At 58.9% G+C, this 24639-nt stretch carries 23 protein-coding genes; 12 read left to right on the top strand and 11 right to left on the bottom strand.

The window, feature by feature from the left end:
• Positions 1-16 precede the first annotated feature (16 nt).
• Positions 17-712, bottom strand: coding sequence for an SDR family NAD(P)-dependent oxidoreductase (locus O2597_RS17560; protein ID WP_269526927.1), 696 nt, complete (start codon positions 710-712; stop codon positions 17-19).
• Positions 709-1005 (bottom strand): hypothetical protein, encoded by a 297-nt coding sequence (locus O2597_RS17555; protein ID WP_269526925.1) that lies wholly within the window; start codon positions 1003-1005, stop codon positions 709-711. The genes O2597_RS17560 and O2597_RS17555 overlap by 4 nt, the downstream gene beginning before the upstream one ends.
• 241 nt (positions 1006-1246) lie before the next feature.
• Here O2597_RS17555 and O2597_RS17550 point away from each other — a divergent pair, with 241 nt between their 5' ends.
• Genes O2597_RS17550 through O2597_RS17535 form a run of 4 tightly spaced genes read left to right on the top strand, consistent with a single transcriptional unit; the run spans position 1247 to position 3966 of the window.
• Complete coding sequence (locus O2597_RS17550; protein ID WP_269526923.1) at positions 1247-2317, top strand: 3-oxoacyl-[acyl-carrier-protein] synthase III C-terminal domain-containing protein; 1071 nt, start codon at positions 1247-1249, stop codon at positions 2315-2317.
• A gap of 28 nt (positions 2318-2345) precedes the next feature.
• Positions 2346-2579 carry an acyl carrier protein gene (locus O2597_RS17545; protein WP_269526921.1) on the top strand — a complete coding sequence of 78 codons (234 nt, stop codon included), beginning with the start codon at positions 2346-2348 and terminating at the stop codon, positions 2577-2579.
• Positions 2579-3331, top strand: coding sequence for an SDR family NAD(P)-dependent oxidoreductase (locus tag O2597_RS17540; protein ID WP_269526919.1), 753 nt, complete (start codon positions 2579-2581; stop codon positions 3329-3331). The genes O2597_RS17545 and O2597_RS17540 overlap by 1 nt, the downstream gene beginning before the upstream one ends.
• Before the next feature lie 2 nt (positions 3332-3333).
• On the top strand, positions 3334-3966 hold the full coding sequence (locus O2597_RS17535) for an acetyltransferase (RefSeq protein WP_269526917.1): 633 nt from the start codon (positions 3334-3336) through the stop codon (positions 3964-3966).
• A 743-nt stretch (positions 3967-4709) separates the two neighbouring features.
• Here O2597_RS17535 and O2597_RS17530 read toward each other — a convergent pair.
• Complete coding sequence (locus O2597_RS17530) at positions 4710-5411, bottom strand: exosortase-associated EpsI family protein (protein WP_269526916.1); 702 nt, start codon at positions 5409-5411, stop codon at positions 4710-4712.
• 685 nt (positions 5412-6096) lie between these two features.
• Here O2597_RS17530 and O2597_RS17525 point away from each other — a divergent pair.
• Positions 6097-8052, top strand: a complete 1956-nt coding sequence (locus tag O2597_RS17525; RefSeq protein ID WP_269526914.1) for an O-antigen ligase family protein — start codon at positions 6097-6099, stop codon at positions 8050-8052.
• Positions 8049-8951 carry a hypothetical protein gene (locus O2597_RS17520; RefSeq protein ID WP_269526912.1) on the top strand — a complete coding sequence of 301 codons (903 nt, stop codon included), beginning with the start codon at positions 8049-8051 and terminating at the stop codon, positions 8949-8951. The genes O2597_RS17525 and O2597_RS17520 overlap by 4 nt, the downstream gene beginning before the upstream one ends.
• A gap of 420 nt (positions 8952-9371) precedes the next feature.
• Here the strand turns inward: O2597_RS17520 and O2597_RS17515 are convergent, their stop codons facing one another.
• Positions 9372-10373: a hydroxyacid dehydrogenase gene (locus O2597_RS17515; RefSeq protein WP_269526910.1), complete on the bottom strand. Its 1002-nt coding sequence runs from the start codon at positions 10371-10373 to the stop codon at positions 9372-9374.
• 891 nt (positions 10374-11264) lie between these two features.
• On the opposite strand from O2597_RS17515, the gene O2597_RS17510 reads away from it, so the two are divergent.
• Positions 11265-11699, top strand: a complete 435-nt coding sequence (locus tag O2597_RS17510) for a hypothetical protein (protein ID WP_269526908.1) — start codon at positions 11265-11267, stop codon at positions 11697-11699.
• A gap of 53 nt (positions 11700-11752) precedes the next feature.
• A complete protein-coding gene (gene beeR, locus O2597_RS17505; protein ID WP_269526906.1) occupies positions 11753-12892 on the top strand; it encodes a BeeR family actin-like protein in 1140 nt (379 codons plus the stop codon).
• Between the two features lie 420 nt (positions 12893-13312).
• On the opposite strand, the gene O2597_RS17500 is transcribed toward beeR, so the two are convergent.
• Positions 13313-14869 (bottom strand): SLC13 family permease, encoded by a 1557-nt coding sequence (locus O2597_RS17500; RefSeq protein ID WP_269526904.1) that lies wholly within the window; start codon positions 14867-14869, stop codon positions 13313-13315.
• A 502-nt stretch (positions 14870-15371) separates the two neighbouring features.
• Positions 15372-16157, bottom strand: coding sequence for a helix-turn-helix transcriptional regulator (locus O2597_RS17495; RefSeq protein WP_269526902.1), 786 nt, complete (start codon positions 16155-16157; stop codon positions 15372-15374).
• Between the two features lie 76 nt (positions 16158-16233).
• Between O2597_RS17495 and O2597_RS17490 the strand changes: the two genes are divergently transcribed.
• From O2597_RS17490 to O2597_RS17480, 3 genes are all read left to right on the top strand, one after another.
• On the top strand, positions 16234-17397 hold the full coding sequence (locus O2597_RS17490; RefSeq protein ID WP_269526900.1) for a Gfo/Idh/MocA family protein: 1164 nt from the start codon (positions 16234-16236) through the stop codon (positions 17395-17397).
• Positions 17398-17427: 30 nt separating this feature from the next.
• On the top strand, positions 17428-18507 hold the full coding sequence (locus O2597_RS17485) for a Gfo/Idh/MocA family protein (protein ID WP_269526898.1): 1080 nt from the start codon (positions 17428-17430) through the stop codon (positions 18505-18507).
• A gap of 81 nt (positions 18508-18588) precedes the next feature.
• On the top strand, positions 18589-19365 hold the full coding sequence (locus O2597_RS17480; RefSeq protein WP_269526896.1) for a sugar phosphate isomerase/epimerase family protein: 777 nt from the start codon (positions 18589-18591) through the stop codon (positions 19363-19365).
• Between the two features lie 490 nt (positions 19366-19855).
• On the opposite strand, the gene O2597_RS17475 is transcribed toward O2597_RS17480, so the two are convergent.
• Genes O2597_RS17475 through O2597_RS17455 form a run of 5 tightly spaced genes read right to left on the bottom strand, consistent with a single transcriptional unit; the run spans position 19856 to position 23516 of the window.
• Complete coding sequence (locus tag O2597_RS17475; protein ID WP_269526894.1) at positions 19856-20704, bottom strand: inositol monophosphatase family protein; 849 nt, start codon at positions 20702-20704, stop codon at positions 19856-19858.
• Entirely contained in the window at positions 20701-21102 is a 402-nt protein-coding gene (locus tag O2597_RS17470) for a hypothetical protein (RefSeq protein ID WP_269526892.1), read from the bottom strand. The genes O2597_RS17475 and O2597_RS17470 overlap by 4 nt, the downstream gene beginning before the upstream one ends.
• Positions 21099-22754, bottom strand: coding sequence for an ABC1 kinase family protein (locus O2597_RS17465; RefSeq protein WP_269526890.1), 1656 nt, complete (start codon positions 22752-22754; stop codon positions 21099-21101). Before O2597_RS17465 ends, O2597_RS17470 begins: the two co-directional genes overlap by 4 nt.
• A 45-nt stretch (positions 22755-22799) precedes the next feature.
• A complete protein-coding gene (locus O2597_RS17460; RefSeq protein WP_269526888.1) occupies positions 22800-23177 on the bottom strand; it encodes a four helix bundle protein in 378 nt (125 codons plus the stop codon).
• 36 nt (positions 23178-23213) lie between these two features.
• Positions 23214-23516 carry a phasin family protein gene (locus O2597_RS17455; RefSeq protein WP_269526887.1) on the bottom strand — a complete coding sequence of 101 codons (303 nt, stop codon included), beginning with the start codon at positions 23514-23516 and terminating at the stop codon, positions 23214-23216.
• Between the two features lie 156 nt (positions 23517-23672).
• Here O2597_RS17455 and O2597_RS17450 point away from each other — a divergent pair, with 156 nt between their 5' ends.
• Positions 23673-24638: a transposase gene (locus O2597_RS17450; protein WP_269526885.1), complete on the top strand. Its 966-nt coding sequence runs from the start codon at positions 23673-23675 to the stop codon at positions 24636-24638.
• Position 24639 lies beyond the last annotated feature (1 nt).

Genomic DNA, 24639 nt, shown 5'->3' with positions numbered 1-24639 from the left:
TCTTCGCTGTCAGCGGTCAATTGACGCCGCCGAGATAGAGGACTTGACCCGTAATGAAGTCACTCTCGGGACGCAGGAAAAAGTCGACGGCATTGAGAATATCCCGCACCTCGCCGAGGCGCGGGATGGCTTGCCGGGCGAGTAGGGCATCCATTTTGGCTGCAGGGACGCCCCGGATCAGGTCGGTTTCCACTGGAGTGGGGCCGACTGCATTGACAGTAATTGAGAGGCTGGAGAGTTCCCGCGCGAGGATGCGGGTCAGGCTTTCTACAGCCGCCTTGCTGGCTGCGTAGATGGCTTCGCCTTCCAAGTTAAGAGGATGCGCAACCGTGGTGAAATTCACGATGCGTCCGGCCTTGTTCCCGCGCATCAGCTTGGCCATTTCCCGGCAGAAGAGAAAGGTTCCGACGACATTGGTATTGAGTATGCGATGCACCGTGTCACCCGGGGTAAGGAGCGCATGGTTCATGGACGCGATCCCTGCATTATTGATCAGGGCATCGAGGCCTCCCCAGCGCTTTTTGAGATCACGGGCCATTTCGACGACCGTGGCCTCATCCGCCACATCCAGGCTGTAGTGCAGGTAGGCGTCCGCGGTGATGGAGGCTTCGCCCCGGCTACAGCCGGCGACCTGCCAGCCTTGGGAAAGGTAGTATTCCGCAAGGTGCTTTCCGATTCCTTTGCGGGTGCCGGTAATGACGATGCGTTTCATGATTCGAGTCGTTCCTGGATGGCCAGACTCAGGGTCTCCGCGGTCCGGTAGGGCGAGTTTTTGGCCGACATGGCTTTTTCGTCGGCCAGTGTGATGGATTGGCCCCATTGTTCCGAGACGGCATCTTCGAGATCGGCGATCAGATTGACCAAGGCCATGCTGTCGAGTGTGCCACCTGTGCCGTATAGCGGGCTGTCGAGTTGAGGGGCCTGCAGGGCTTCCAGTTGGAAATCATCCGCGAGGAGGCGAATACATTCGAGCGTCAGGGTTTGGATTTCGGAGAGCGTGGCCATTCGTGTCTGTTGTCGGATCCGATTGTTGGGGTGGCTAACAACGATGAATAGTGCGATTCCGGGTCGGCGCAAGTCGCTTTCATAGCGGGTGCGGGTCGAGTGGATCGTTGTTCGTTGAGGGGCGGATGGCCTGATGCGAGATACGCGATCCGGGATTTGGGAGGTGAGGACTGTACTGGCAGCCTGCGCCGGAGGAAAGAATGTGCTTTCATTCGTAGGGGAAGGATTTCATGTTGTTTGTATGCCCAAATGCCGGATCGAAAATGTCCGAATCAGTGGAATTGTCACTGCTGTCCCTGTCACCGAAAAATGTATAGACGACGAAGTCGAGTTGTTTGGGGGCAATCTGCAGCAGATCGCGCGACTGAAGAAAACGATCGGACTGGACCGGCGGCGGGTCGTGGATGAAACGACGACCGCTGCGGACTTGTGCGAGGCCGCGGCCCGACGTGTGCTGGAAGGAACAACGACTCCGGTTGAGTCGGTCGATGCCCTGATCTGCGTGACGCAGACGCCGGACTACCTGCAACCTTGCAATGCGGCTGTCCTGCACGGGCGCTTGGGCTGTCGTAAAGACTGTGCGGCGCTGGATGTGAATCTGGGCTGCTCGGGCTATGTCTACGGGCTGTGGTTAGCCCATTTGATGATGGCTTCGGGGGGCTGTGAACGGGTGTTGTTGCTGGCAGGTGACACGATCAGCCGCCTCGTGCATCCGCGGGACCGAGCGGTTGCGCCGGTTTTCGGGGATGGCGGCAGTGCGACCTTGCTGGAAAGGGATAACGGCCATGGTCCGGCCTGGTTCAGCCTGGAGACGGATGGGTTGGGCTATGACAAACTGATCGTGCCGGCGGGAGCGGCCCGTTTTCCCTTGTCGCCGGAGAGCGCGGTGGAGTCGGAGGATGAGGCGGGTAATGTTCGGACCCCCGCGAACTTGTACATGGACGGGGCCGAGATATTCAATTTTTCGATACAGGTCGAGCCGAAGGCGGTGCGTGAGATGCTCGATTATGCAGGCTTGGATACGGAGGCCGTCGATTACTTCGTGTTTCACCAAGCCAACCGCTATATCCTGGGCAATATCGCCAAACGCTTGAAGATCGACCCTTCCAAAGTCCCGATGCGGACGGTGGAACGTTTTGGCAATCAAAGCAGCGCCTCAATTCCGAGTGCGATCTGCGGTGAGCTGAGGGAAGTGTTGGGAGGAGACGAACCCCGTCGTTTGCTACTTTCAGGTTTTGGTGTTGGCCTGTCTTGGGCCAGTGTCGTTCTAAGTATAGACAAATTAAAGACTTGTGAACTTGTTGAAGTTTGAGTCGATTGAATGTGACTCCTGAAGCCATATGAGTTTAGATCAATTTATCTCTGATTTTGTTGAAGCAGTCGAGGATCTGGAAGCTGATGCTGTCGGACCTCAGACTGATTATCGTAACCTACCGCAATGGGACTCGCTCGCACTGCTTAGTGTTATTTCCATGGTCGACTTTGAGTATGGCGTGAACTTGAAGGCGGACGAGTTGAAGTCCCCAAGTACCTTGGAAGCGCTTTATAAGCTCATTCAAACTAAGAAAGGTTGATGTCCGCTAAGACCACATCACAAGGGAAACGGATACTCGTTTTAGGCGCGACGGGAACCCTTGGGCTTGCTGTGGTCAATGCATGTGCACACGCGGGGGTGACTGTTGTCGTGAGTGCGCGGGATTCTGAGCGCTTAAGGCGACTTACTGTGTCGAAGGAGATCGAGTCTGTGCCCTGTGACTTATCGGATTCGGCCGCGATTGCCGAACTCGCCAAGCAGGTGAGGCCATTGGATGGTGTGGTTTATGCCGCAGGGCTTGCCCCGGTCAAACCACTGAAATATTTGAAGGATGATGAGCTCAGGCTTTGTTTTCAGCTGAATGCAGAAGCTCCGCTCCAGGTGACCCGTGAACTGTTGCGTCAGAAGAAATTGAACGAGGGTGCTTCAATTGTCTGGATATCATCGGTTGCTGCCGGGGGTGGGACGAAAGGATACGCGGCCTACGCTGGAAGCAAGGCAGCCTTGGAAGCATCCATGCGTTGTTTGGCCTTGGAATTAGCGGGACGTCGGATCCGGGTGAATGCGGTGGCTCCGGGAATGGTGCGGGGTGAAATGGCGGATGCCTCGGCTGATGCGATCTCGTCAGAGGTTTTGGAGCAACACTTCGCCGGCTATCCTCTGGGAGAGGGGCGTCCCGTTGATGTGGCGAATGCCGTCGTTTTTCTGCTTTCCGAGAAGGCGACTTGGATGACGGGTGTGACGATGCCGGTGGATGGCGGCTATGGGCTACAAGTGGGAGGAAAGAGCTAAGCGTGAAATCTCTCTATATAATCGGCGCTGGGGGCTTTGGTCGCGAGGTATATGCGTGGGCGATGCAGCACCCGGATGCGGGGCAGCTCTGGAATATTGCCGGATTTCTGGATGATAATCCTACCGCACTGGATGGCTTTGAGTATCCTGTTGGTGTTGTGGGAACGGTGGATGGTTTCGTTTTTGAAGAGGATGCGTTGTTTCTATGTGCTGTGGGCACGTCCGAGATTCGAAAATCAATCTGTGAGCGGATGCGTGCCCGGGGCGCCCAGTTTATTAGTCTAGTGCATCCTTCAGTGGTCTGCGGGCAGAATGTTTCGCTCGGTAAGGGGGTTATAGTGTGCCCGCAAGCAGTCCTCACATCGGATGTCCGGATTGGAGACTTCGTAATTATTAACTGTCACAGCAGTGCCGGGCACGATGTGCAGATCGGAGCTTGGACAACAGTGAGTGGGCATTGTGACCTGACCGGCCATACTCGCTTGGGCGAAGGCGTTTTTCTCGGATCAGGAGCACGCATCATCCCGGGCAAGACGGTGGGAGATGGTGCTGTTATCGGTGCCGGTGCCGTGGTGATTCGTTCGGTCCAAGCCGGTCAGAAGGTTTTTGGGAACCCCGCCCGGGTGTTTGGCTGAGAGGAGGCGGCAGAGGCCATGGCCTCAGGGAAGGATGAGGTCTGAAACCTGAGAGCTGAGGAAGGTCGCGCAGCGGCAGACGGGGCGGTTCGTTGAACCGATCTGGAATGGCCGTACAACCCCGCTCAGGCGGGCATGCCACGCCGTAGGAACGAAGGCGGGACGCGAGCGCACTGATGATTTGGAACCACGAATAGGCACGAATCCTTACAACCCCGCATTTTTTAAGGGAGGTAGGGACGGATATCCCTATCCGTCCGCCGAGGCCTGTTGGATGGATGCGCACTGATGAACACGAATGGCGTACATCCACGTAGGTTTAACCCCGCTACGCCTAAAAGGCTACGCAGGGCTTAATGCGAATGGCACTACTTTAAGCTTCTTATCGTAGTGGCGACTTCAGTCGCCATCGAGCCGAGGAGGCTTAGGATGCTGAATATGGCAGCTAAAGCAGCCACTACGAGCGACGCTTTGTTGCAATAGGAACCCTTCAATTTGTCCTTAAAGTAGTGCCATTCGGGCTTAATGCCGCAGAGCGCGCAGAGCACGTGAATGCTTACAGCTCCGCATTTTTTAGGGGGCAGCACTCAAATTCCCCGCCTTGGTTAAGGCGGGGTGGATGGCGCGCAGCGGCCCGCCCTGAGCTTTGCCTGCCATGAGCTTGTCGAATGGTCGAAGCGGCAGACGGGGCGGTTCGTTGAGCCGATCTGGAATGGCCGTACAACCCCGCTCAGGCGGGTCACTTACTCCACACTGTCGACGATCGGGTCTGCGGCGAGTCCGAGTGGTGCGAGACTTTTGAGGATCTCGTTGAATCCGGGAGTGGCTTTCAATTCTTCCAGGCTCTTGTTGCTGGAGAGGCGGATGAAGAATTGTTCCTGGCGCAGGTTCAGGCCATGCGATTTGATATCGATGAGCGCGCCAAAGATATTGGGCATGCCTTCCTGTTTATACCCGAAGGAGCTCCCGCCGACGAGGTGCCAGAAGTAGACATTCTGGAAATTGCCGTCTTTAGAGTAGACGCCGAATTCGGCGGGCTGAAAATCGGAATCATCGGATCCGAAGGGGACGCTGTACTTGCGGTCCTCCCGGGTCCATCCGTTGAGTACCCAGCAGGTGTCGGGCGTATGGGCGCCGGCCCAGCGGTAGGAGGCCTTGCCGGGGGTCCAGTAGGCGACGTAGAGGCCGACGAAGGTATCGTCCTTTTGGAAGACGCGGAAGAGGGCATCATCAAAATTAAGGAAGCGGGAGATCCGTTCGCTGGACTCGGGGGAGTCGGCCATGTCCATGTCCTTGATATCCCAGCCGGGCAGCTCGCTGGGGATGGCTTCGGACAGGACGCCGTGGAAGCTGGCTTCGGGCGGGGGGACGAAGGCGAAGTAGGCGCGGAGGGAGAAAGCGGACAGGAGGATGAGGAGTCCGGAGATGAGAATGACTTTTTTCATGGGCAGCGGGGGACTAAGGGAATGCAATCGGGCGGAGAATTCAAGCTTTGGTGTTTCCCGGCAGCACCTAGCGGTGCGGCCGGAGTATGAACCGTCGTCGCCGGTCATAAAGTGGGTGAGTGCTATGAGTCAGAGTGCCGGGCGGGTTTTTTATTTCAGAGCGGGATCCAAACCAGGTCGCGGTAGACATGATTTTGCCTAACCATAGAAATGTAGAGCAATCCAGCAGGCCTCGGCGGACGCGACGAAGCGCGTCCCTCCATCCCTGATTCTGCGGGATTACCAGCCATTCCTGGTTGGTTCGACCATTCGACCATTCGACATGCTCATGGCAGGCAAAGCTCATGGCAGGCAAAGCTCAGGGCGGGCCGCTGAGCGTCAGCCACCCCGCCTTAACCAAGGCGGGGAATTTGAGTACGCCTCCAAAAAAAAAGATGCGGGATGTAAGCCATTCACGTAAATTAACGTTCACCTGTCTCGCCGTAGGCACGAAGGCGGATTAACGGCATTAAGCCCTGCGTAGCCTTCAGGCGTAGCGGGGTTCAAAACTACGCCGTTGTACGCCATTCGTGCGTATCCGTGTGCATTAGTGGTTTCATTCACAGGACTGTGACCGTTTTAGGGTTGTTTTTAAATCATTGAGCAGGAGTAATGTGCGTTTTGATTTTCTGCCTGACCCGCACGTATGCCATCCTTGATTGATAAGTCCGGTAACCTCCGTTATTTCGGCCGCCTGAGCTGGGGCAACTTTGTGGACTGGTGGGTCACTTTCTGCCTGGGGGCGATCCTTGCCTTGAATACCTTGGCACTCGGTGGGGTGCGGCCGGAAACCCAGCTGCTGATTTTGCCGCTCTACGGGGTGCTGATCGTTCTGCACGGGCTCTGGTTGGCAGTGAACCGGGACGACAGCACGAAGCGGATCAGCTACGTGCCGCTGGCCTTCCTTCCCTTCGTCCTGTGGATGGGGCTCAGTGCCCATTGGATCACGGCGACTCCCTGGCTGGGGAGCTATGTCTGGATTGCGTGCCTGCAGGCCTTCGTTGTGTTCTGGGTGCTGGTCAACAACCTGCGGACCCGGGGGCATCTGACCGTGCTGCTGCTCTGTGTGCTGGCACCGGCGGCCCGGGTGGTCTTCATGGGTTTCTACCAGTTCTTCCAGAAGCCTTCGCTCTTTGCGGATGCCCTGGCGGGCTATTCCCTACGGATGGACCCGGTTTTTCTCGGACATGCGACCGGCAGTTTCGGGGATCCGAATACCTACGCGAGCTACCTGCTGGTGATCATGGTGGCGATGGCGGTGATCGCGATCGTGCCCCGCCTGCCCGTGATCGTGCGGCTGCTGGCCTTTTACCTGTCGCTCATGCTACTGCTGGGGGCCTTTTTTGCCCAGGTTTTATGGGCGGCCATTCCCTTGGTCCTGGCCTTCTTCCTGGTGCCCTGGTTTAGCTTCCGCCGGCGGCGGACGGCATTTCTGGCCGGGGTGACAGGAAACCTACTTTTCTTCGGCTTGCTGGTCTCGATTTATTTCTTCTATCCGCGCCTGCAGAACCTGATGTCCGATGCGCTGTCCGCCGATGGCGAGGCGGTTCGGCTAAAGCTGTGGGCGGAGGCGCTTGACGGTTTTGTCGCGAGTCCGGTGTGGGGGCAGGGCGCGGGCAGCTTCCCCCTGCATATGGCGCAGAGTGGGACACGGGCCTTTTCGGGCGTGGCAAGCAGCCCGGAGAACGACTATTTGCTGCTCTTGTCGGAGTATGGCTTGATCGGGGCGGTCCTGCTGCTGGTGCCTCTGGTGATCGTGATTGTCCGTGCCTACCGCCGCTGGAGGAAGGAGGACTACGAGGTCAGCTTCCGGGACCGGAAGGGCCGGACCATGCCGCCGCAGCGCTATTTCCTCTCTTTCGGACTGTGCGGGCTGCTGGTCTTGTTGACCTGTGCGGGCTTCCACTTTGTCGCGATGGTGCCGGCCTTGTGCCTGACCGCTGTGGTCGCACTGGCGGTGGTGGTCAAGATCCGCTTTAGCCGCAATTTGCAGATTCCCGGCAGCTTGTGGGCACGTTGGGGCTATCTGGTGCTTTCGCTGGTGCTTGGCCTGCTCTTCCTTCGCTACAGCCAGCCGCGTCTGGCTTCGCAGGGGGAAGCGCTCCTGGCGGAGCAGCGTCTGGAGCAACTGGTGCGGGCGCGGGTCCACTTGTCCGGGAATGATGCCCTGCTGGACGAGACCCTGGCCCGATTCCAGACGGCGACCGAATTGAATCCGCAAAACGTGGATGCCTGGATCGGCCTGAGCTCGGCTTATTGCCAGCTCTTTTTCCGCAATCCCGCGAGCTATTCGATCGATGCCGAGCCGGCGGTGCAGGCGGCGCGACAGGCGGTCGAGGCCTGCGACGTGTATTGGGAGTCCTGGGCGCAACTGGGCATCGCGCTGGGCTTTGCCGGCGATGCCGACGGGGCTCGGGATGCTTTGTTGCGGGCGCTCGAACTGGCGCCGCTGAACAGCAATGCGAACTATTTTTGGGCTGCGTATTTGGGACATTTCCCCGAAGAGATGGAAGCGGCCCGCAGCTCGGTGGACCGGGCGCTTGAGATTGATCCGGACAATGAGGCGGCCCGTCGTCTGCAGCAGAAACTTCGTATCCTATGAGCGCGCAGCAATTTTGTCTTGTCTTCCTTTGCCTGCTTTCCGGGATGCCGGTGGCCCGGGCGCAGTCGGACAGCTGGCTGCATGGCGGGAGCTGCGTGATCAAAGTCGACGGCCGGGCCGGGCTCCAGTCGGTGGGGACGGCGCGTGTGCAGTTGGCGGATGCGGCCTTGCCCTATTATTATCCGGGTGTGTTCGACTTGCGTGCGGAGGCGGTATCCACCGTGTATGCCAAGACCTCGAACGGGATGCGTTTCGCCTGGTCCGGGCCCGGTTATTTTGCCTTCGAGCGTTTCGAGCAGATGGCAAGCGGGGCGGGTGATCCTCCCGGACTCAGCCGCATGATCCTGAACTTGCGGAGCGGGCGTCTGGTGCTGGACAGCCGGAGCCTTCCCGTTGGCTCCCAATTGATCTTCGAGGTTCCGGTCGGCCGCATCACCCTGCGTTCCGCGCTGTGGTTGATCGAGATACGCTACGACGAGCGTAGCCGGATTTACACTTTCCAGATGGAATGCAAGGAAGGCAGCCTTCGCTATACGGACCGCCGCGGACAGGATTACCTCTTGCGTGACGGCCAGCGGCTGGCCGGTGCCGGTCCCGCTTCCTCGCCCGGCATCGAAATCTCGACGATTACCGCGGAGGCGGTCGAACGGTTCGGCGATGTGGCACTTGTTTTTGACCAGGCCGAGGACCTGGCTGCGCAGGTCGGTGATTTTGCCGCGGTCATGTCGCCCCTCTCCCGCAGCGTAAACGAGTCTACTTATACAGCCGCCGAGTCGGCCGCATCGGTTGACAGCGAGGCGCGCCCGATTGTGATCGAATTCGCGCCCCGCACTGCGCCGCTGTATCCCTACCGCGGCGTGATCCGTCCCCCCTCGGACTACGAGACGGATCTGTTCTAGACAGGCGGCTGCGCCGTCTGGAGGGCGGGATACGGAGCCTAACAACTCCTCCTCTGCTTGCAGGGGAGGGGGACCGCGAAGCGGGGGAGGGGTTCGATGCCCTGCTAAATGGACTCTTTCCGTAGAGCTGTAAGGGATAAGAGCTGTAAGGGACAGACTATAAGAACCTTGCGTGATACGGGATCAGGCCCTCCACTCTTCCAGTCAGAGATATCGTTCCGCAAATCAATGGAGGGATGCGTTTCGCGCGTCCGCCGAGTACACTAGACCTCGCTGATCGACCACCCCGTCCCCGGCAAGCGGGGACACCCCTCCTAATCTAGGAGGGGAACTTTGAGGGCGGATCCATCCCCCCCCAATAAGCTGCGGGGCAGTAAGCCATTCACTGTCGGTCGAGCGTCGGCAAACGGCCTCCGGCCGCTAAGCCATGGTCTTAAAGATGGCTTCGGTGACTTCGTGCTGGAGGGGGGCGCCTTGGAGGAGGCGTTCGCATTCCTCGACCATGTACTGGCCCATGCGCTGGCATTCGTTGTCGAGGCTGCCGGCGATATGGGGGGTGATGACGACGTTGGGGAGGTCCCAGAGCGGGTCGTCTTCCGGCACGGGCTCATTGACGGTGACATCAAGGAGCGCATCGAGGTCCGGGCGGGCCCGCAGGACGTCGACCATGGCGGGTTCGTCAATGACGGCACCGCGTGCGGTATTGATCAGGGTGGCGCCTTCTTTCATGGACTCGAGGAGGGCGCGGCTGACCAGTCCCCGGGTCTCCGGCAGGTTGGGCGTGTGCAGGCTGATGACATCGGAGGTGGCGAACAGCTCTTCGAGCGAGACCAGTTTGACTCCGAGCGCTTCAGCTTGGGCCGGGTTGGCAAAGGGGTCGTAGGCGACGATCTTGAGGTGGTGGGTGCCCAGGCGTTCGGCGACCATGCGGCCGATCGCGCCGAGGGAGACCAGGCCGACGGTGCTATCGTAGGCACCGGGCACGGCGAGTGTGCGTTCCCATTGACGCTTCTCCGAGATCATGCGGTTGATGCGCCAGAATTTCTTGAGTGCGAGCAGGATGGTGGCGTGGGCGAATTCCGCGACCGGGATCGCATTGGCGCGCCAGGCGGAGCAGAGCCCGATGCCGCGGGCACGGGCGGCCTCGGTGTAGAAGGCGCGGACCGAGCCGGCGCCATAAAAGACATGCTTCAGCTTGGGGCAGGCTTCCAGGAAGTCTGCATCCATGTTGGGCATGCCCCAGCCGGAGAAGATGTACTCGACTTCCGCGAGGACTGCCTTGGACGCCTCCCAGGTGTCCCGGTTTAATTGTCCGTGGATCACATCGGTGAGTTCATGGATCCGTTGGAGGCTCGTTTCGGAGTAGATCTGTCCGAATGTTGCGTCGTTAAGAATGAAGATGCTTTTGGGTTTGTGGCTCACTGTAAGTGTCGCTTCCGCGGGGATGCCCGCGTTGGTTCGAGATTGCGGTAGCCCGTATGTCGGGGCAAACGGTCAAGCTAGTCAGGATGATTCGCGGTTGGCGAGCACACATTGCCCGCCTGCCGGACCCGAGCGGCAGGAATTTATGAAACTAATTGCATGGCGAACAAACCTTGATTCGCGGGGACGGAGGGATGGGCCGGCACTTTTGGGTAGGCAGAATCATTAATGGCAAAATGATGCTTTCAACAACGATGGTTTGTCACCCCGCTACGCCTGGGCTACGCAGGGCTCAACGCCGTTAATGGACCCCGCTAAGGCGGGACGCACGCGCGTGAATGCTTACAGCGACGTTTTATTTTGGGAATGTGCTTACCCTTTTTCAGGGAGGTAGGGACGGATATTCCCTATCCGTTCGCGAGGCCTGGGGATTCTCGGCGGACGCGCGAAGCGCATCCCTCCAGATTCATACGAACGGCTTCCGCGGTGCGGCAATCGCGTCGAGTTCTGCATCGCTTTGAGGCATAACGGGCTAAAAAAAATACCTCACTGTGACTCATCTTCGTGCGACCCTGTCCGGGTTGGAAGTCGGGTCGAAGTATTATCCCGCTCGCTACCAACTGGTTAGAGCCTGCAATTGCCTGGGCATACGGGATCTACGGCGAGGTAGCCAAGCAATGATCCCGACATGGGTACAGAAAACACCGAAGCCCGCTTTTGAGGCATGTTCCAGACCGGCAGAAGTCCAAGCCCCCAGGGGATGCCATGGGATACCTTACGGAGGTATGAACCTTTTGATTCACAGTAACTTATGGATTTTAAAAACGGATTGACTTGGGGCCCCCCGAAGCTTTGTTACGCCCTTCTTTAGTGACGCAGAGCACCGCCTATATGCTTACCCTACACGACCCATTGGAAACAATACGCGCGCAATTCCGCGAGGTGTGGGAACTTTATTTTGCAGAGCGGCACGAGGAGGCCGAATTCAAGCTCGACGGGATCACCCGGGACCTGAATGGCGAAGCCTCCAGCCAGCCCGTCCTGACACCACAGGAACTCCAGAGCATCCTGATTCAGGAGAAACACCGGCTTGAGGATATACGCCGGACAGTCGAATTGATGCGCCGGCATCGCCCCGACCTGTCCGCACAAGCGGCAAGTACCCCGCCTGCAATGTCACCATCCGCCCCGCGAGAGCCCGCAGGCAATGCCACAGCTGAAACCAGATCCGCCACCGGCGGCCAACACAAGCCCGCACCGGGTGGCGGGCTGGACCTCGCGGGCATGATCGACGCGATGCTGGATGAGGAACGCAACAACCGCTGAGGCCGACACATTCTATCGTATCAAAGAGTCTAACCCAAACAGAGAAAACTACTATGAAATCAGATAGCTCAAGTGCCGTGGTCGAAGAGACCGAAGCCAAACCGGCCGAAGTCAGGAAAACCGGAAAGAACAACGGGATTCTATTTGTAGGCCTCGACCTCGGAACCAATACCTCCTTCATCCTCTCGGGAAACGAGAACTCGTCCGACTATAACGTCAGCAAGCTCCTTCCATCCGTGGTCGGGTATGTCCGCGACGGCTTGGTCAACGGCATCCTGCCGTCCAATGACGAAATCTTCTATGGTGAGGATGCGATCCAGAACAAGCTGCACCTGGATCTGGTCTGGCCGCTCAAAGACGGCGTGATCAACAATGTGAAAGCGACCCGCGACCTGCTCCGTCATATGCGAGAGATGGTCGCCCCCGACGGAGCCGGCGAGATCCGTGCCGTGATCGGCATGCCGGCCAATACCAGCGCACAGTCCAAAGAAGTGCTTCGCAGCGCAGTGACCGGTGTGTTCGACCGCATCCTGATCATCCCCGAGCCCTTCCTCGCCGCACTCGGCTATCGCGAAGATTCGCGCCTGCATGAGCCTCACTATGTCGATCCGGTGCAAAATTCACTCTTTGTCGATATCGGCGCCGGGACGACCGACCTCTGCCTGGTTCAAGGTTACTTTCCGAAAAAAGAGGATGAATTAAGCTTCCCCTATGCCGGCGACAGTATCGACGACGCCATCACCAAAGGACTCGAGCACATCTATCCCGACATGAAGCTGTCGCTGCTCCAGATTCGCGAGATGAAGGAAGCTCACTCTTATGTCGGCCCAAGCCGCCGTCCCATCGATGTCAAAGTGGTCGTCAACGGGAAGACCCAGACAATCGAAATCGCGGATACGGTTGGCAACGCTTGCAACCAGCTGCTGGACCGTATCTTCGAATCCGTAAAGGAACTCATTACGCGCGCACCTTCCGAATCCGTCGTCACCTTGCTTCAAAATATCCTGGTCACCGGTGGTGGCAGCCGGATCAAGGGCATCGACACGGAACTGCAGAAGATGCTGGTCGAGGAAGGCTATGCCAATCCCCGCGTACGCACCGTCGGGGAAGACTACAAGCGCTTTGTCGGCCTGGGTGCCATCAAGGCTGCACGGGCCGCACGCGACACCCAATGGCAGATCCTGTTCAAGTAAGACAGGACCCAGACATTTCCACCGCAGGCCGGCCCATCAAAAGGGCCGGCCTTTCTGTGCCGTGAGTGCGGGGTTGTATTTTTGTTGAATGAAATAACACCAGGTGTCCGCTTGCGGACGCCCCACAGATTCTTGGGTGTTGATGGCTTCGCTCTCAAAGTTCCCCTCCTAGTTTAGGAGGGGTGTCCCCGCTTGCCGGGGACGGGGTGGTCGAACGCGAGGTCTAGGTGTACTCGGCGGACGCGCGAAGCGCATCCCTCCAGGTTCATCACGTCTGTCTCAATGGTTCGCTAGTAGTATGGAGGGACATGCTTCTGTCTATTCTGAGCTTAGGTCGAAGGGCGCGTCCGCTTGCGGTGTTGTCAGTCAGGTCTCAGGTCTCCGCCCTCATCCTTCCAGAGGTCTCCGGCCTCTTCCGCTTCAGCGCGCCCATTGGGGCAGTTCGCCGAGGACGATATCAAAGGCGGGGATGAGACAGAGGTAGGTGATCGTGGTGACGAGGAAGACCCCGATGAGATTCAAGCCGAAGCCGCTCCGCATCATCTGGGGGATGGTGACCTGGCCGGAGCCGAAGATGATGGCGTTGGGCGGGGTGGCGACGGGCAGCATAAAGGCGCAGGAGGCGGAGATGGCGGCGGGTGCCAGCAGGAGGAGTGGGTTTTGGCCGAGACCGATGGCAATGCCGGCGAGGACGGGCATGAGCAGGGTGGAGGTGGCGGTGTTGGAAGTCAGCTCCGTGAGGAAGGTGACCATCAGGGCAATGCCCATGATGACAAAGAGGATCGGCAGGGACTCAAGGACCTGTACCTGGTCGATCGTCCATTCGGCCAGGCCGGAGGCGTCGAAACCCTGGGCGAGGGCCAGTCCGCCGCCGAAGAGGGTCAGGACGCCCCAGGGCAACTTGGCCGCCCATTGCCAGTTCATGACAAATTCGAGCCGCTTCCAATCCACCGGGATCATGAACAGCGCGATGGCGCCACCCATCGCGATGGTGGCATCCTTGATCATTTCGGGGCGCGGGAACACTTGCGCGATTTGCGGCCGGAAGATCCAGGACAGTGCGGTCAGGCCGAAGACAATCGAGGCCCAGCGCTCGCCCTTGCTCATCTTGCCGAGCTTCTGCAGCTCTTCTTCGATGATCTCACGGCTGTTGGGCAGGACGAGGCCTTTCATGGGATTGGCGAAACGGGTGAGCCAGAGCCAGCAGAGGGGGATAAAGAGACAGGCGAGGGGGGCGCCGACCAGCATCCATTTGGCGAAGGAGATTTCGTAGCCGTAGGTCTTTCCCAGGTAGCCGGCGAGGACGGTATTGGGGGGCGTGCCGATGAGGGTGGCGAGCCCGCCGATGGAGGCGGCGTAGGCGATGCCGAGCATGAGGTTGGTGCCGAGTGCGGCGGAGGCCTGCCGTGCCTGCTCGTTGCCGCTGAGCTGGACCGCGCTGGAGGCCTCCGACATGACCGCCATGCCGATGGGCATCATCATGATGGCGGTCGCGGTATTGGAGACGAAGGCGGACAGCGACCCGGTCGCGAGCATGAACCCGAAGACCAGACGGTTGGGGGAGAAGCCCACCGCGTGGATGACGTGCAGGGCGATGCGTTGGTGCAGGTTCCAGCGCTGCATGGACAGCGCGATGATGAACCCGCCCATGAAGAGGAAAATCAGGTGGTTGGCATAGGGAATCGTCGCCTTGGGCGTGGGCATGATGCCCAGCAGGGGAAAGAGCGCGATGGGCAGGAGGCTGGTTGCGGGGATCGGGATGGCTTCGCTGATCCACCAGGTGGCCATCAGTCCCGCGACTGCCGCGACCCGTTGGGCTTCGGCCGACATCCCTTCCGGGGAGGGCATCAGGAGCAGGACCAGAAAGAGGACCGGGCCAAGTATCAGGCCGATGCGCTGGCGCAGGTAGGCGTTGGTGTTTTGGGATTCGGCGGGCGTGCCGAATTTCTGGGCATGGGGGTGATCGGGGGAGGACACGTAGGCGATCTTGGGTTGTGGCAGGAGGGTTAGGATTCTAAACCTAGGCGATCGTTTCCCGTTCGACAAGCTCAAGGCCTCTGGAGTGGGAACCGGCTTCGCTCAGGCTTCGCCGGTGAAAAGGTAGGAAAGTTATAAAGTAGGAAGGTGGCGTGCCCGCTTTCTATGTTCCCCTCCTTGGCTAAGGAGGGGTGGATGCCGCCCTTGCGGCAGACGGGGTGGTTCGTCGAACGACACTGGCAACACCGCTGCGGACGCATGATTTTGCCGCGCCACCAAAAGGTATAAGCGGGAAGCCGCCATGGGCAGTCTGCGTCTTAGGCCTCTCGGACGGATAGGGATATCCGTCCCTACCTCAAAGAAACTTCAGGTTTCAGGTCTCCGCCCTCCGCCTTCCTGATAACCGCCGTGGCGTGCCCGCCTTCGTCCCTACGGCGTGGCGTGTCCCGCTTGCGGGCGCCTGCAGGACCTATACTTCAACGCACACGCCGTATCCCCGTCACTAGGCTTGTTCGTGCCTGAATTTTCTTGGGGTCGTGTGCATGACCTGGCGGAACTGCCGGCTGAAGAAGTAGACATCCGAATAGCCGATGGTCTCGGCGATTGTTTCAATCGTCCAGTTGGAGTTGCGCAGGAGGATACAGGCCCGTTCGATGCGCTGTCGAATGAGAAAGCGATTGGGGGGTTCGTTGGCGATCCGGCGGAAGCAGCGGCTGTAGTGGATGCGGGAGAGGTTCGCTTCGCGGGAGAGTTCGTCGACCGAGGTAAACAGGTCCTGACCGGAGCGGATGCGCTCGATCTGGCGGTAGATGATATTGTCGGCGGCGGATTCGCGGGGGCTGTGGTACTCGCGCCAGACCAGTGCCAGCAGTTGCAGGAGCATCCATTCGCTCTGTTGGCGCGCAAGCGGGTCCTGGAAGATGGAAAGTCGGATCAAGCCCTGGATCAGGGCGTGGGCGGTATCGACCTCGTTGATGCGAATCGCAATTTGCGGCAGCTCCCAGGCCTGCTCGCTCATGGGGAGGGGCAGCCAGTGGGCGCTGAAATTGCGGACCGGGACATCGCTGTGCCCCGAGACGCGGGAACGGGGATGAAGCAATAATGCATAATTGGGGCCGACTTCGATGCTCTGGTCGTCGCACTCGAGTGTGCCATGGCCCTCCAGCCCAATCCAAAGATTGTAGTAGCGCCGCTTGGAGGCCTGCCAGTTCCACGGCCGGCTGGTGCCGTGCACCAGAGCGGCAAGCAGCTTCAGGCGATTGAAAGGAAGCGTGGGGATCTGTGTCACTGTGATAGAATAGTGCAAAGAATTCGCACATCTGTCCATTGGTTTTTGACCCGGAATTTGTTAGGATAAACGACTTATGACTACAAAAGATTCTGTAAGCATTGGTATTATCGGGATGGGCAATATGGGCTCAGCCCACGCAATCAGCATTCTGGATGGTAAGGTGCCCGGCCTGAAGCTGGTGGCGGTGGCGGACCATGACGCCAAGCGCCTGGAGAACGAGCGTTATGCCGATCTCAAGCAATTCAAGGAAGGTTCCGAGCTGATCGCGTCGGGCGAGGTGGACGCGGTCCTGATCGCGACGCCGCACTACAGCCACACCACGCTGGGCATTGAAGCGCTGCAAGCGGGCTTGCACACTTTGGTGGAAAAGCCGATTTCGGTGCACAAGGCCGACTGTGAGCGTCTGATCGAAGCATGGACGAACAAGGACTTGGTCTTTTCGGCCATGTTCAACCAGCGCACGGATCCGGCCTACCGCAAGCTGCGTGACCTGATCCAAAGCGGCGAGCTGGGACAGGTGCAACGTGTGAACTGGATCATCACCGACTGGTACCGCACGGAATACTACTACCGTTCGGGTGGCTGGCGTGCCACCTGGGGCGGCGAAGGCGGCGGTGTTTTGCTCAACCAGTGCCCGCATAACCTGGACCTGATGCAGTGGCTTTTCGGTATGCCGAGCAAATTGACCGCGACCTGCCAGTTCGGCCGTTTCCACGATATCGAGGTGGAAGATGCGGTGACTGCAGTACTGGAGTATCCGAACGGAGCGACCGGTGTGTTTATCACTACCACAGGGGAAGCGCCCGGTACCAACCGCCTGGAAGTGGCCGCCGACCGCGGCAAGGTGGTCATCGAAAAAGGGGAATTTAAGTTCATCCGTACGGAGCAGCCAGTACCGGAGCACAGCGCGACAGCTGAGAATGGATTCGGCAAGCCGGATATCTGGAACATTGAAATTCCGATTTCGGGTAACGGAGAGCAGCACGTCGGGATCATGAAGAACTTTACCAATGCCATCCTGAAGGGCGAAAAACTGATCGCTCCGGCTCCCGAAGGGATCCACTCGGTCGAACTGGCGAACGCGATGCTCTATTCCGGCTTTGAAAAGAAGCCGGTTGAGCTTCCCTTGGATGCCGCTGCCTACGAAGCCATCCTGAAGGACAAGATTGCCAATTCCACCCACAAGAAGGTGGTTTCTGAAAACGCAACGGTGGCCAACCTGGCCGGCACTTACTAAGCGAAGTCCAACCCCAACGGAGACAGTACTATGGCAGATGCCAAAGATGGAATGAACTATGCCCCGACTTCCTCGGCCACCAAGGCCGTCGTGAAGCCGGGCGAATTCAAGATCGCCGCCGCGTATTTCGACCACGGGCATATCTTCGGTGAGATCAACGGTCTGACCGAAGCCGGTGCCGAGCTGGCGATGATCTATGATACGGATCCGGTGCGTCTCGAAAGCCTGAAGGAACAATTCCCGCAGGCGAAGGTGGCCCGCAGCTTTGACGAGGTGCTCGCAGATGATTCGATCCAGCTCGTGGCCGCCGCGGCGATTCCCAGCGAGCGCGGTCCGATCGGTTGCAAGGTCATGGAAGCCGGCAAGGACTACATGACCGACAAGTGCCCCTTCACCACCCTGGAGCAACTGGAAGCCGCCAAGAAGATCACGGATGCAACCGGCCGGAAGTATCTGGTGTATTACTCCGAGCGTGTGCACGTCGAGTCGGCCTGGTATGTGGACGAGTTGATTCAAGGCGGCGCGATTGGCGATATCGTGCACATGGAAATTTTCGGGCCGCATCGCTTGAACAAGCCGACCCGGCCGGAATGGTTTTTCCAGAAGGCGCGGTATGGCGGTATCCTGACCGACATTGCTTCGCACCAGTTCGACCAGTTCCTGCATTATACCCGTTGTGACGAGGGCAAGGTGGCGCATGCCATCGTGGACAATCGTGCGAATCCGGACAAGCCGGAGCTGGAGGATGTGGGGCAAGCCTCCCTGATCCTGGACAACGGCGTGCAATGTTTCTCCCGTGTCAACTGGTTCACGCCGGACGGTATGCGTGGTTGGGGCGACGGACGCAGCTTTATCACCGGGACCAAGGGGTCCATCGAGATTCGCAAGTACTTCGACCTCTGTCGCAGCGATGAGGGTGATTTGATCCTCCTCGTCGACGACAAGGGTGAGCATGAGCTGCGCGTCGGCGGCAAGGTTGGCTTCCCCTTCTTCGGGCAAGTCATCCTCGACTGCCTGAACCGGACCGACAAGGCCATGACCCAGCACCATGCCTTCCAGGCCGCACGTCTGTCGATGCAGGCGCAAGCGATGGCGGACGCCGCCCGCTAGTTCTGTCTATCTGCGGTGTAGAGAAGACGCGAGAGCGGCTTCTGCTTCCCTTAATCTCAATTATTCCAAAATCAGTAAATTATGAAAATCGAACAAGTAGCCCTGATCACGTATACGATCCGTGATTTTATCCAGACCCCGGAAGGCTTTCGTGAAAGCATGAAGAAGCTGGCCGATATCGGCTTCAAGGCCGTGCAGATTTCCGGGATGCCGCACGATGTGCTGCCGCCGGAAGAAATCGCCGCGATTTGTGCCGAAAACGGCCTGACCATTTGCGCGACACACGAGCCGAGCGTCATGATTCTGGATGAGCCGGAAAAAATCGTGGAACGCTTGAAGGCGCTCGGTTGCAAGTACACCGCTTACCCGTTCCCGAGCGGAATCGATTTCACCGATGCTCAGGCTCGCAGCGAGTTTATCGCCAAGCTGGACAAGGCCGGTGCCGTTCTGCGCGAAGCAGGTCTGGTCCTGACTTACCACAACCATGCCAACGAGTTCTACTCTTGGGACGGCAAGACCGGACTGGAGCACATCTATGACGAAACCGATCCCGAGAACATCAAGGCCGAGATCGACACCTACTGGGTGCAACTCGGTGGCGGTTGCCCGGCCAAATGGTGCCGCGATCTGAAGGGCCGCCTCCCGCTGCTGCACATGAAGGATGTGGGCGTGCGTGAAGCAAGCAACCCGATCATGTTCGAAATCGGCTACGGGAACCTCGACTTCAAGGGCATCGTGAAGGCGGCTGAAGAGTCCGGCTGCGAATGGTACATCATTGAGCAGGATGTTTGCCCGGGCGACCCGTTCGACTCCCTCAAGATGAGCTTTGATTACATCAAGGCGAACCTGGTCGACTAGTCTCCGGACGATCTGTTTTTCAAAAGCACCTCCTCTCGCGGGAGGTGCTTTTTTGTGTCGGCACTTTGTGATGAAGGATGAATCGTCACGCAGTATGATGCTTACCGTGACGTAGCGGACGCGCCCTTCGACCTAAGCTCAGGATAGACAGAAGCGCGTCCCTCCATTGTTCTGGTGATCCGCTAAGACATGCATAATTTCTTGGAGGGGCATGCTTCTGCATGTCCGCAGAGGCCTCCGGATCTTTTCAAATTCCCCGCCTTGGCAAGGAGGGGTGGATGACGCGTCAGCGGCAGACGGGGTGGTTCCTCCGTGCTCGACCCTCGGCCAGCTTTTTCGAGACAGTTCCCCAGCGGGATAAGAACAAGCACGCAGCTGTAAGCAAAATCATTCTGTGTTATGAATATACTGTATCCGGAAATTAGATACGTACTTCGCTGATCAACGAGGTTGCGTTCCGACTTGGCATGTCCGCAGAGGTCTCCGGATCTCAATCCCCCTCCAGCTCGACGGCTTCGAGCATGGGGGCGGATGCGGAGAGGAGCTCGGCGTGGGCCTCGGGGGTGGCGGCGCCGACGACGCCTTTGCTGTTGAAAATGTCGAGTGGCTGTCCGTGGAAGTCGGTCAGGCAGGCGCCGGCTTCTTCCGCGATGAGGACGCCGGCGCAGAAGTCCCATGCCTTGAGTCCCATTTCATAGTAGCCGACGAAGCGTCCGTCGGCGAGGAAGCAGAAGTCGAGTGCGGCGGCCCCGAGCCGGCGTACGCCGCCGGCCTTGTGCAGCATGTTGGCAAGGGCGCGGCTGAGCGGTTCGGCCCGCTTGGCCCGGTCGTAGGGGAATCCGGTCACGACCAGTCCGCGCCCGATTTGCGTCTTCCCGTTTGTTTGTATGGGCTGTCCGTTGCGTGTGGCGCCTTCGCCGAGCACGGCCCGGTAGCGAAGCCCGAGTCCGGGGCCGCAGACGATGGCCCCTACGATGGCGCCCTCATGGCGCAGGCCGATGGAGATCGCCCAGATGGGCATGCCGTTGGCGTAGTTGACCGTTCCGTCGATCGGATCCAGTATCCACTGGAAGGATACAGATGAGGCGGCGGCGGGCAGCTCGGTGCCTTCCTCGGCGAGAATGGAGTCCTCGGGGAACTGGCTTGAGATGAAGCGCGCGAGCCTTTCTTCGCTCAGGACGTCGGCTTGGGTGACGAGGTCGAAGTCGTTGGACTTGGTAGTGATCGAGAGCCCGCCTTGTTGCAGCCCGATGAGTTCCTTTTCCAAATCCGGGAGGATGGTTTCGATGGCGTCGAGGCGTGCTCGGACCGCGGCGGGATCAAAATCTGTCGTGCTCATGTCTTTTCAATCTTGAAGCCGGGCGTCGCGTAGCTGGGGGCAAACTGGATCACGCTGACTATTGCGAGCATCCAGACCGCGATCCGGTATTGCGGGTGTTCCGGGAGCAGGAAAATGGAAAAGAGGATCGGTCCCTCGCTGAGCGCGAGGCCGACGATCATCATGCTCAGCTGCTGCTGGGAGTCTGTCTGGACGCGGGGCAGGATAAGCCAGCGCAGGGCGGTGGCCAAAAGTACGGGGCCGATACAGAGTGCCCAGAGGGCGGGGTGGACGGCTTCCGGGCTGTTGTCACCCTTCGGGAATCCGCCGCCGAGTAGGAAGGGGTAGATGAAGGCGGCTTGCAGGATGGCGAACCAGATGATCCAGGCCACCAGGGCGCGTTGTTTCTCACGGGTCATTTGTGGTGATGGTTGCGCAGGGTGGAGATCACGATGTACAGGCCCAACAGGCCGGAAACGAGAAAGCCGAGTATGCCGATGGCGGGGAAGCCCCAGAGGAGCGGTTTGACCCCGGTGGTGATGACGAGGGAGGAGCCGATGATGAGAGAGCCGATGATGATGCCTACGGTGAGCCGGTTCATGGAGGAGTTGAAGGTGTCTTCCAGGTTTTCGGTGCCGGTGTGGTGCAGGTTGATCTGGATCTCCTCGCGCTCGATCCGGTTGAGGATGCGGTGGAGGCTTTCCGGGATCTTTTGCATGCGCCGGAGCATGTCGACAAAGGGGTAGACCGTCCGGCTTTTGAGGCTCTTGAAGCTCCAGCGTTCCTTGTTCAATTTGACGAGGAAGGGGCGGGCGACTTCCTGGATGTCGAACTCGGCATGGATCAGGCGGGCGGATTCCTCGACGCAGAGGATGGCTTTGGAGAGCAAGGCGTAGTCGGGCGAGACGGCGATTCCGTTGGTGCCGAAGATGTAGAGCATCTCCAGACCGACGGTTCCGATATTGGTGCCGTTGGGGCCGAAGCGCCGGTGCTTGTTGAGCAAATGGGTGATTTCCTTTTCGAGGCTGCGCTGGTCGATGTGGCTGTCCTCGATGGCCATGCTTTGGGCGACACGGATGACCTTGCCGGCGTCTCGGCTGGTGATGGCCGCAAATAGGTCGGCCAGGTGGTAGCGCATCTCCATTGTGATCTGGCCGGCCTGTCCCCAGTCGAGGAAGCAAATACGGTAGTCCGAGGTGATGAGCATGTTGCCGGAGTGTGGGTCCGAGTGAAAGAATCCGGTGACCACGATCTGGTGAAAGACGGAGTTGCCGCCGAGCTCGGCCACTTCCTTGGCCATCTCCGGCTCGAGCCGGACCGTGTCCGGCGATTCCCCTTCGACCCACTCGGTCACGATCAGGCGACGCGTCGTGTATTCGGAATACACCTTGGGCGCGAAGACGCGCGATTGGTCCGGGTTCAGGGCGATGAAGATTTCCGCATTGCTGGCCTCGTTGCGGTAGTCGAGTTCGTCCTCCAGTCGGTCTTCCGCCTCGCGGACGAGCTGCGGGATGTTGTAGGGGCGCAGCTCCTCGATCCGGCTGTGCAACTGGCGGGCAAACCAGCCGATGATCTCGAGGTCGGCGGTGATCGTCTTGCGGATGTCCGCACGCTGGACTTTCACCGCGACGGTTTCACCGGTCTCAACGAGGGTCGCCCGATAAACCTGTCCCAGTGAGCCGGCGGCGACCGGGGTGGGGTCGAAATTGAGAAAGACCTCGTCGATCTCGCGGCCGAGCTCCTTCAACAGGACAGGGTGGATCTTTTCGAAGGGCTGTGGCTCGACCTGGCTACGCAGCTTCTTCAGCTCCATGACCAGCGGCTCAGGCAACTTGTCCGGGCGGGTGCCGAGGATCTGGCCGAACTTCACAAAGATCGGGCCGAGCTCTTCGCAGGCATTGCGCACCCGCTCGTAGAAAGTGAGGTCGGTGACCTTCTTCCGGACCAGATTCTTGAGCAGGAACTGCGGGGTGTCCAGCTGCAGCAACAAGTCCTCAAAACCCCACCGCACCAGAATCGCCACGATCTCCGGCGCACGAACGGCATTGGCCAAGTAGTTGAAGGGTTTCAAGCGGTGTTGAGGGTTGTTTGTTGGAGGTTGTCTGTTTGGGCAGGACTACCCGCGTGCGCTACGTCCGAGGTAGGCTGCATAACCATTGGAGAGCGCGACGGCTTTTTCAAATAATTGCCTGAATTCGTCCAAGATGCCTTCAGGGACCAAGTCTTCGTCCGTGGCGGCGATGAGATGGTCGAGGCACTCATGTTGGGAGCCCAGGCTGTTTCGGATGAATTTGGCATTGTCGAGATAGTGACGTCGTCCAAAGCCTTCCGCGATGTTTGAAGTGGTAGATCTCGCTGCCCGGTAGAGTTGGTCCCCCAGGCGGAAGCGTTCTTCCGACGGCAGGAGTGGAATGACTTGTTGAACGACAAACAGGCGCAAGGCCCGGCACGCCTTCCAGCATTCAAGGTCCTCCAAACTGTTGATGTGAGGCATCGATCAACAACAATCAACGTTCAACCAACACCGCTGTCAGTCCCCATTCGGGAATTCCTTGTGCAGGCGGCCTTCGAGCTCGGTAACGCGGGTGGCGAGGGCGTCGTACTGGTCCTTGGTTACAAGATTGGCGCGGTGCAGCATGTCGTTGAAGAGCTTGCTGGCTTCGACTTTCGCCTTCTCGGTTTCTTCACGGCCTTCTTCGATGATCTTATCGGACATCTTGGCCGCCTCTTCCTTGGTTAGGCGGCCTTTTTCGACCAGTTCATCGAAGGACGAAAGTACCTTGTCCTTCGTTACTACGGCCATGCCTACGCCGGCCAACATGGTTTTTTTCACAAGTTCGATCATAACGGGATCAATCTAACCCCGGTTTGGCCAAAACACAAGGATGCAAAAAGAAAGCTCACGCTCTATAAGGGACAGGCTCATTATAGGGTGGACAGCGGGAAGGTTTGGGATCAGAGTATGGGGATGAGGCAGCGGCGACTGAAAGTGAGAGGAGCTCCGGCGGTGTATCACTGCATGACCCGGACGGTGAATGGGGAGAAGTTGTTTGGGGAGCGGGAAAAGGAGGTGCTGCGCAAGATGTTGTGGCAGGTCGCGGATTTCAGTGGTGTGGAGATTTTGACTTACTGTATTCTGTCGAACCACTTCCACGTGTTGCTGAGCGTGCCGGAGGTGGGGCAAATTTCGGATCGGGAGATGATGCGGCGTTACCGTGTGCTGTACCCGAAGCCGACGAAATACCAGGAGGCCTCGGCGCAAGTGATGGCTTCGCAATTGAGAGCGGGTGGCGAGGAGGCGGAGATGGTTCGCCGAAAGCTGACGGTGCGGATGGGGGATGTCTCGGAGTTCATGAAGGCGGTCAAACAGCGTTTTTCCGTATGGTATAACCGTACGCATGCGCGTTACGGCACGCTTTGGGCGGAGCGCTTCAAGAGCGTCCTGGTGGAGGGGGGCGGCAACGCCCTGCAGACGATCGCAGCGTATATCGATTTGAATCCGGTTCGAGCGGGGCTCGGTGAAGACCCGAAGGACTATCGTTTTTGTGGATATGCCGAGGCCGTGGCGGGTGGGCGTCTGGCAAAGTCGGGCCTGATGCGCATTTGGGCGGATCGAGCGGGTGGGTCCGTTCAGAATGCCTTAGGCTTACACCGCATGTTGATTTTCGGGAAGGGCAGTGCTCCGGGGCGAGGGGCTACAATCGAGCGGAAGGCGGCCGTGAAAGTGCTTGAGCAGCAAGACGGCGAACTGCCACTAGCGACGGTGTTACGATGCCGGGTTCGCTATTTTACGGATGGAGCGATCTTGGGCACGTCGGAATTCGTGCGTGGATATGCAGACGTCTGGCAACAGGAGCGTGGTCGAAAGCGAAGGCCGCGAGTTCGGGCACTGTACGGTGCGGACTGGGGGGACTTGGCTGTGATCCGGGGATTGCGAAGACGGGTATTTGAATGAC

It is taken from the genome of Coraliomargarita parva (genome assembly GCF_027257905.1).
Taxonomy (GTDB): domain Bacteria; phylum Verrucomicrobiota; class Verrucomicrobiia; order Opitutales; family Coraliomargaritaceae; genus Coraliomargarita_A; species Coraliomargarita_A parva.
Note: the sequence above shows the minus strand (reverse complement) of the source record. Positions and strands in the feature narration are given on the sequence as shown.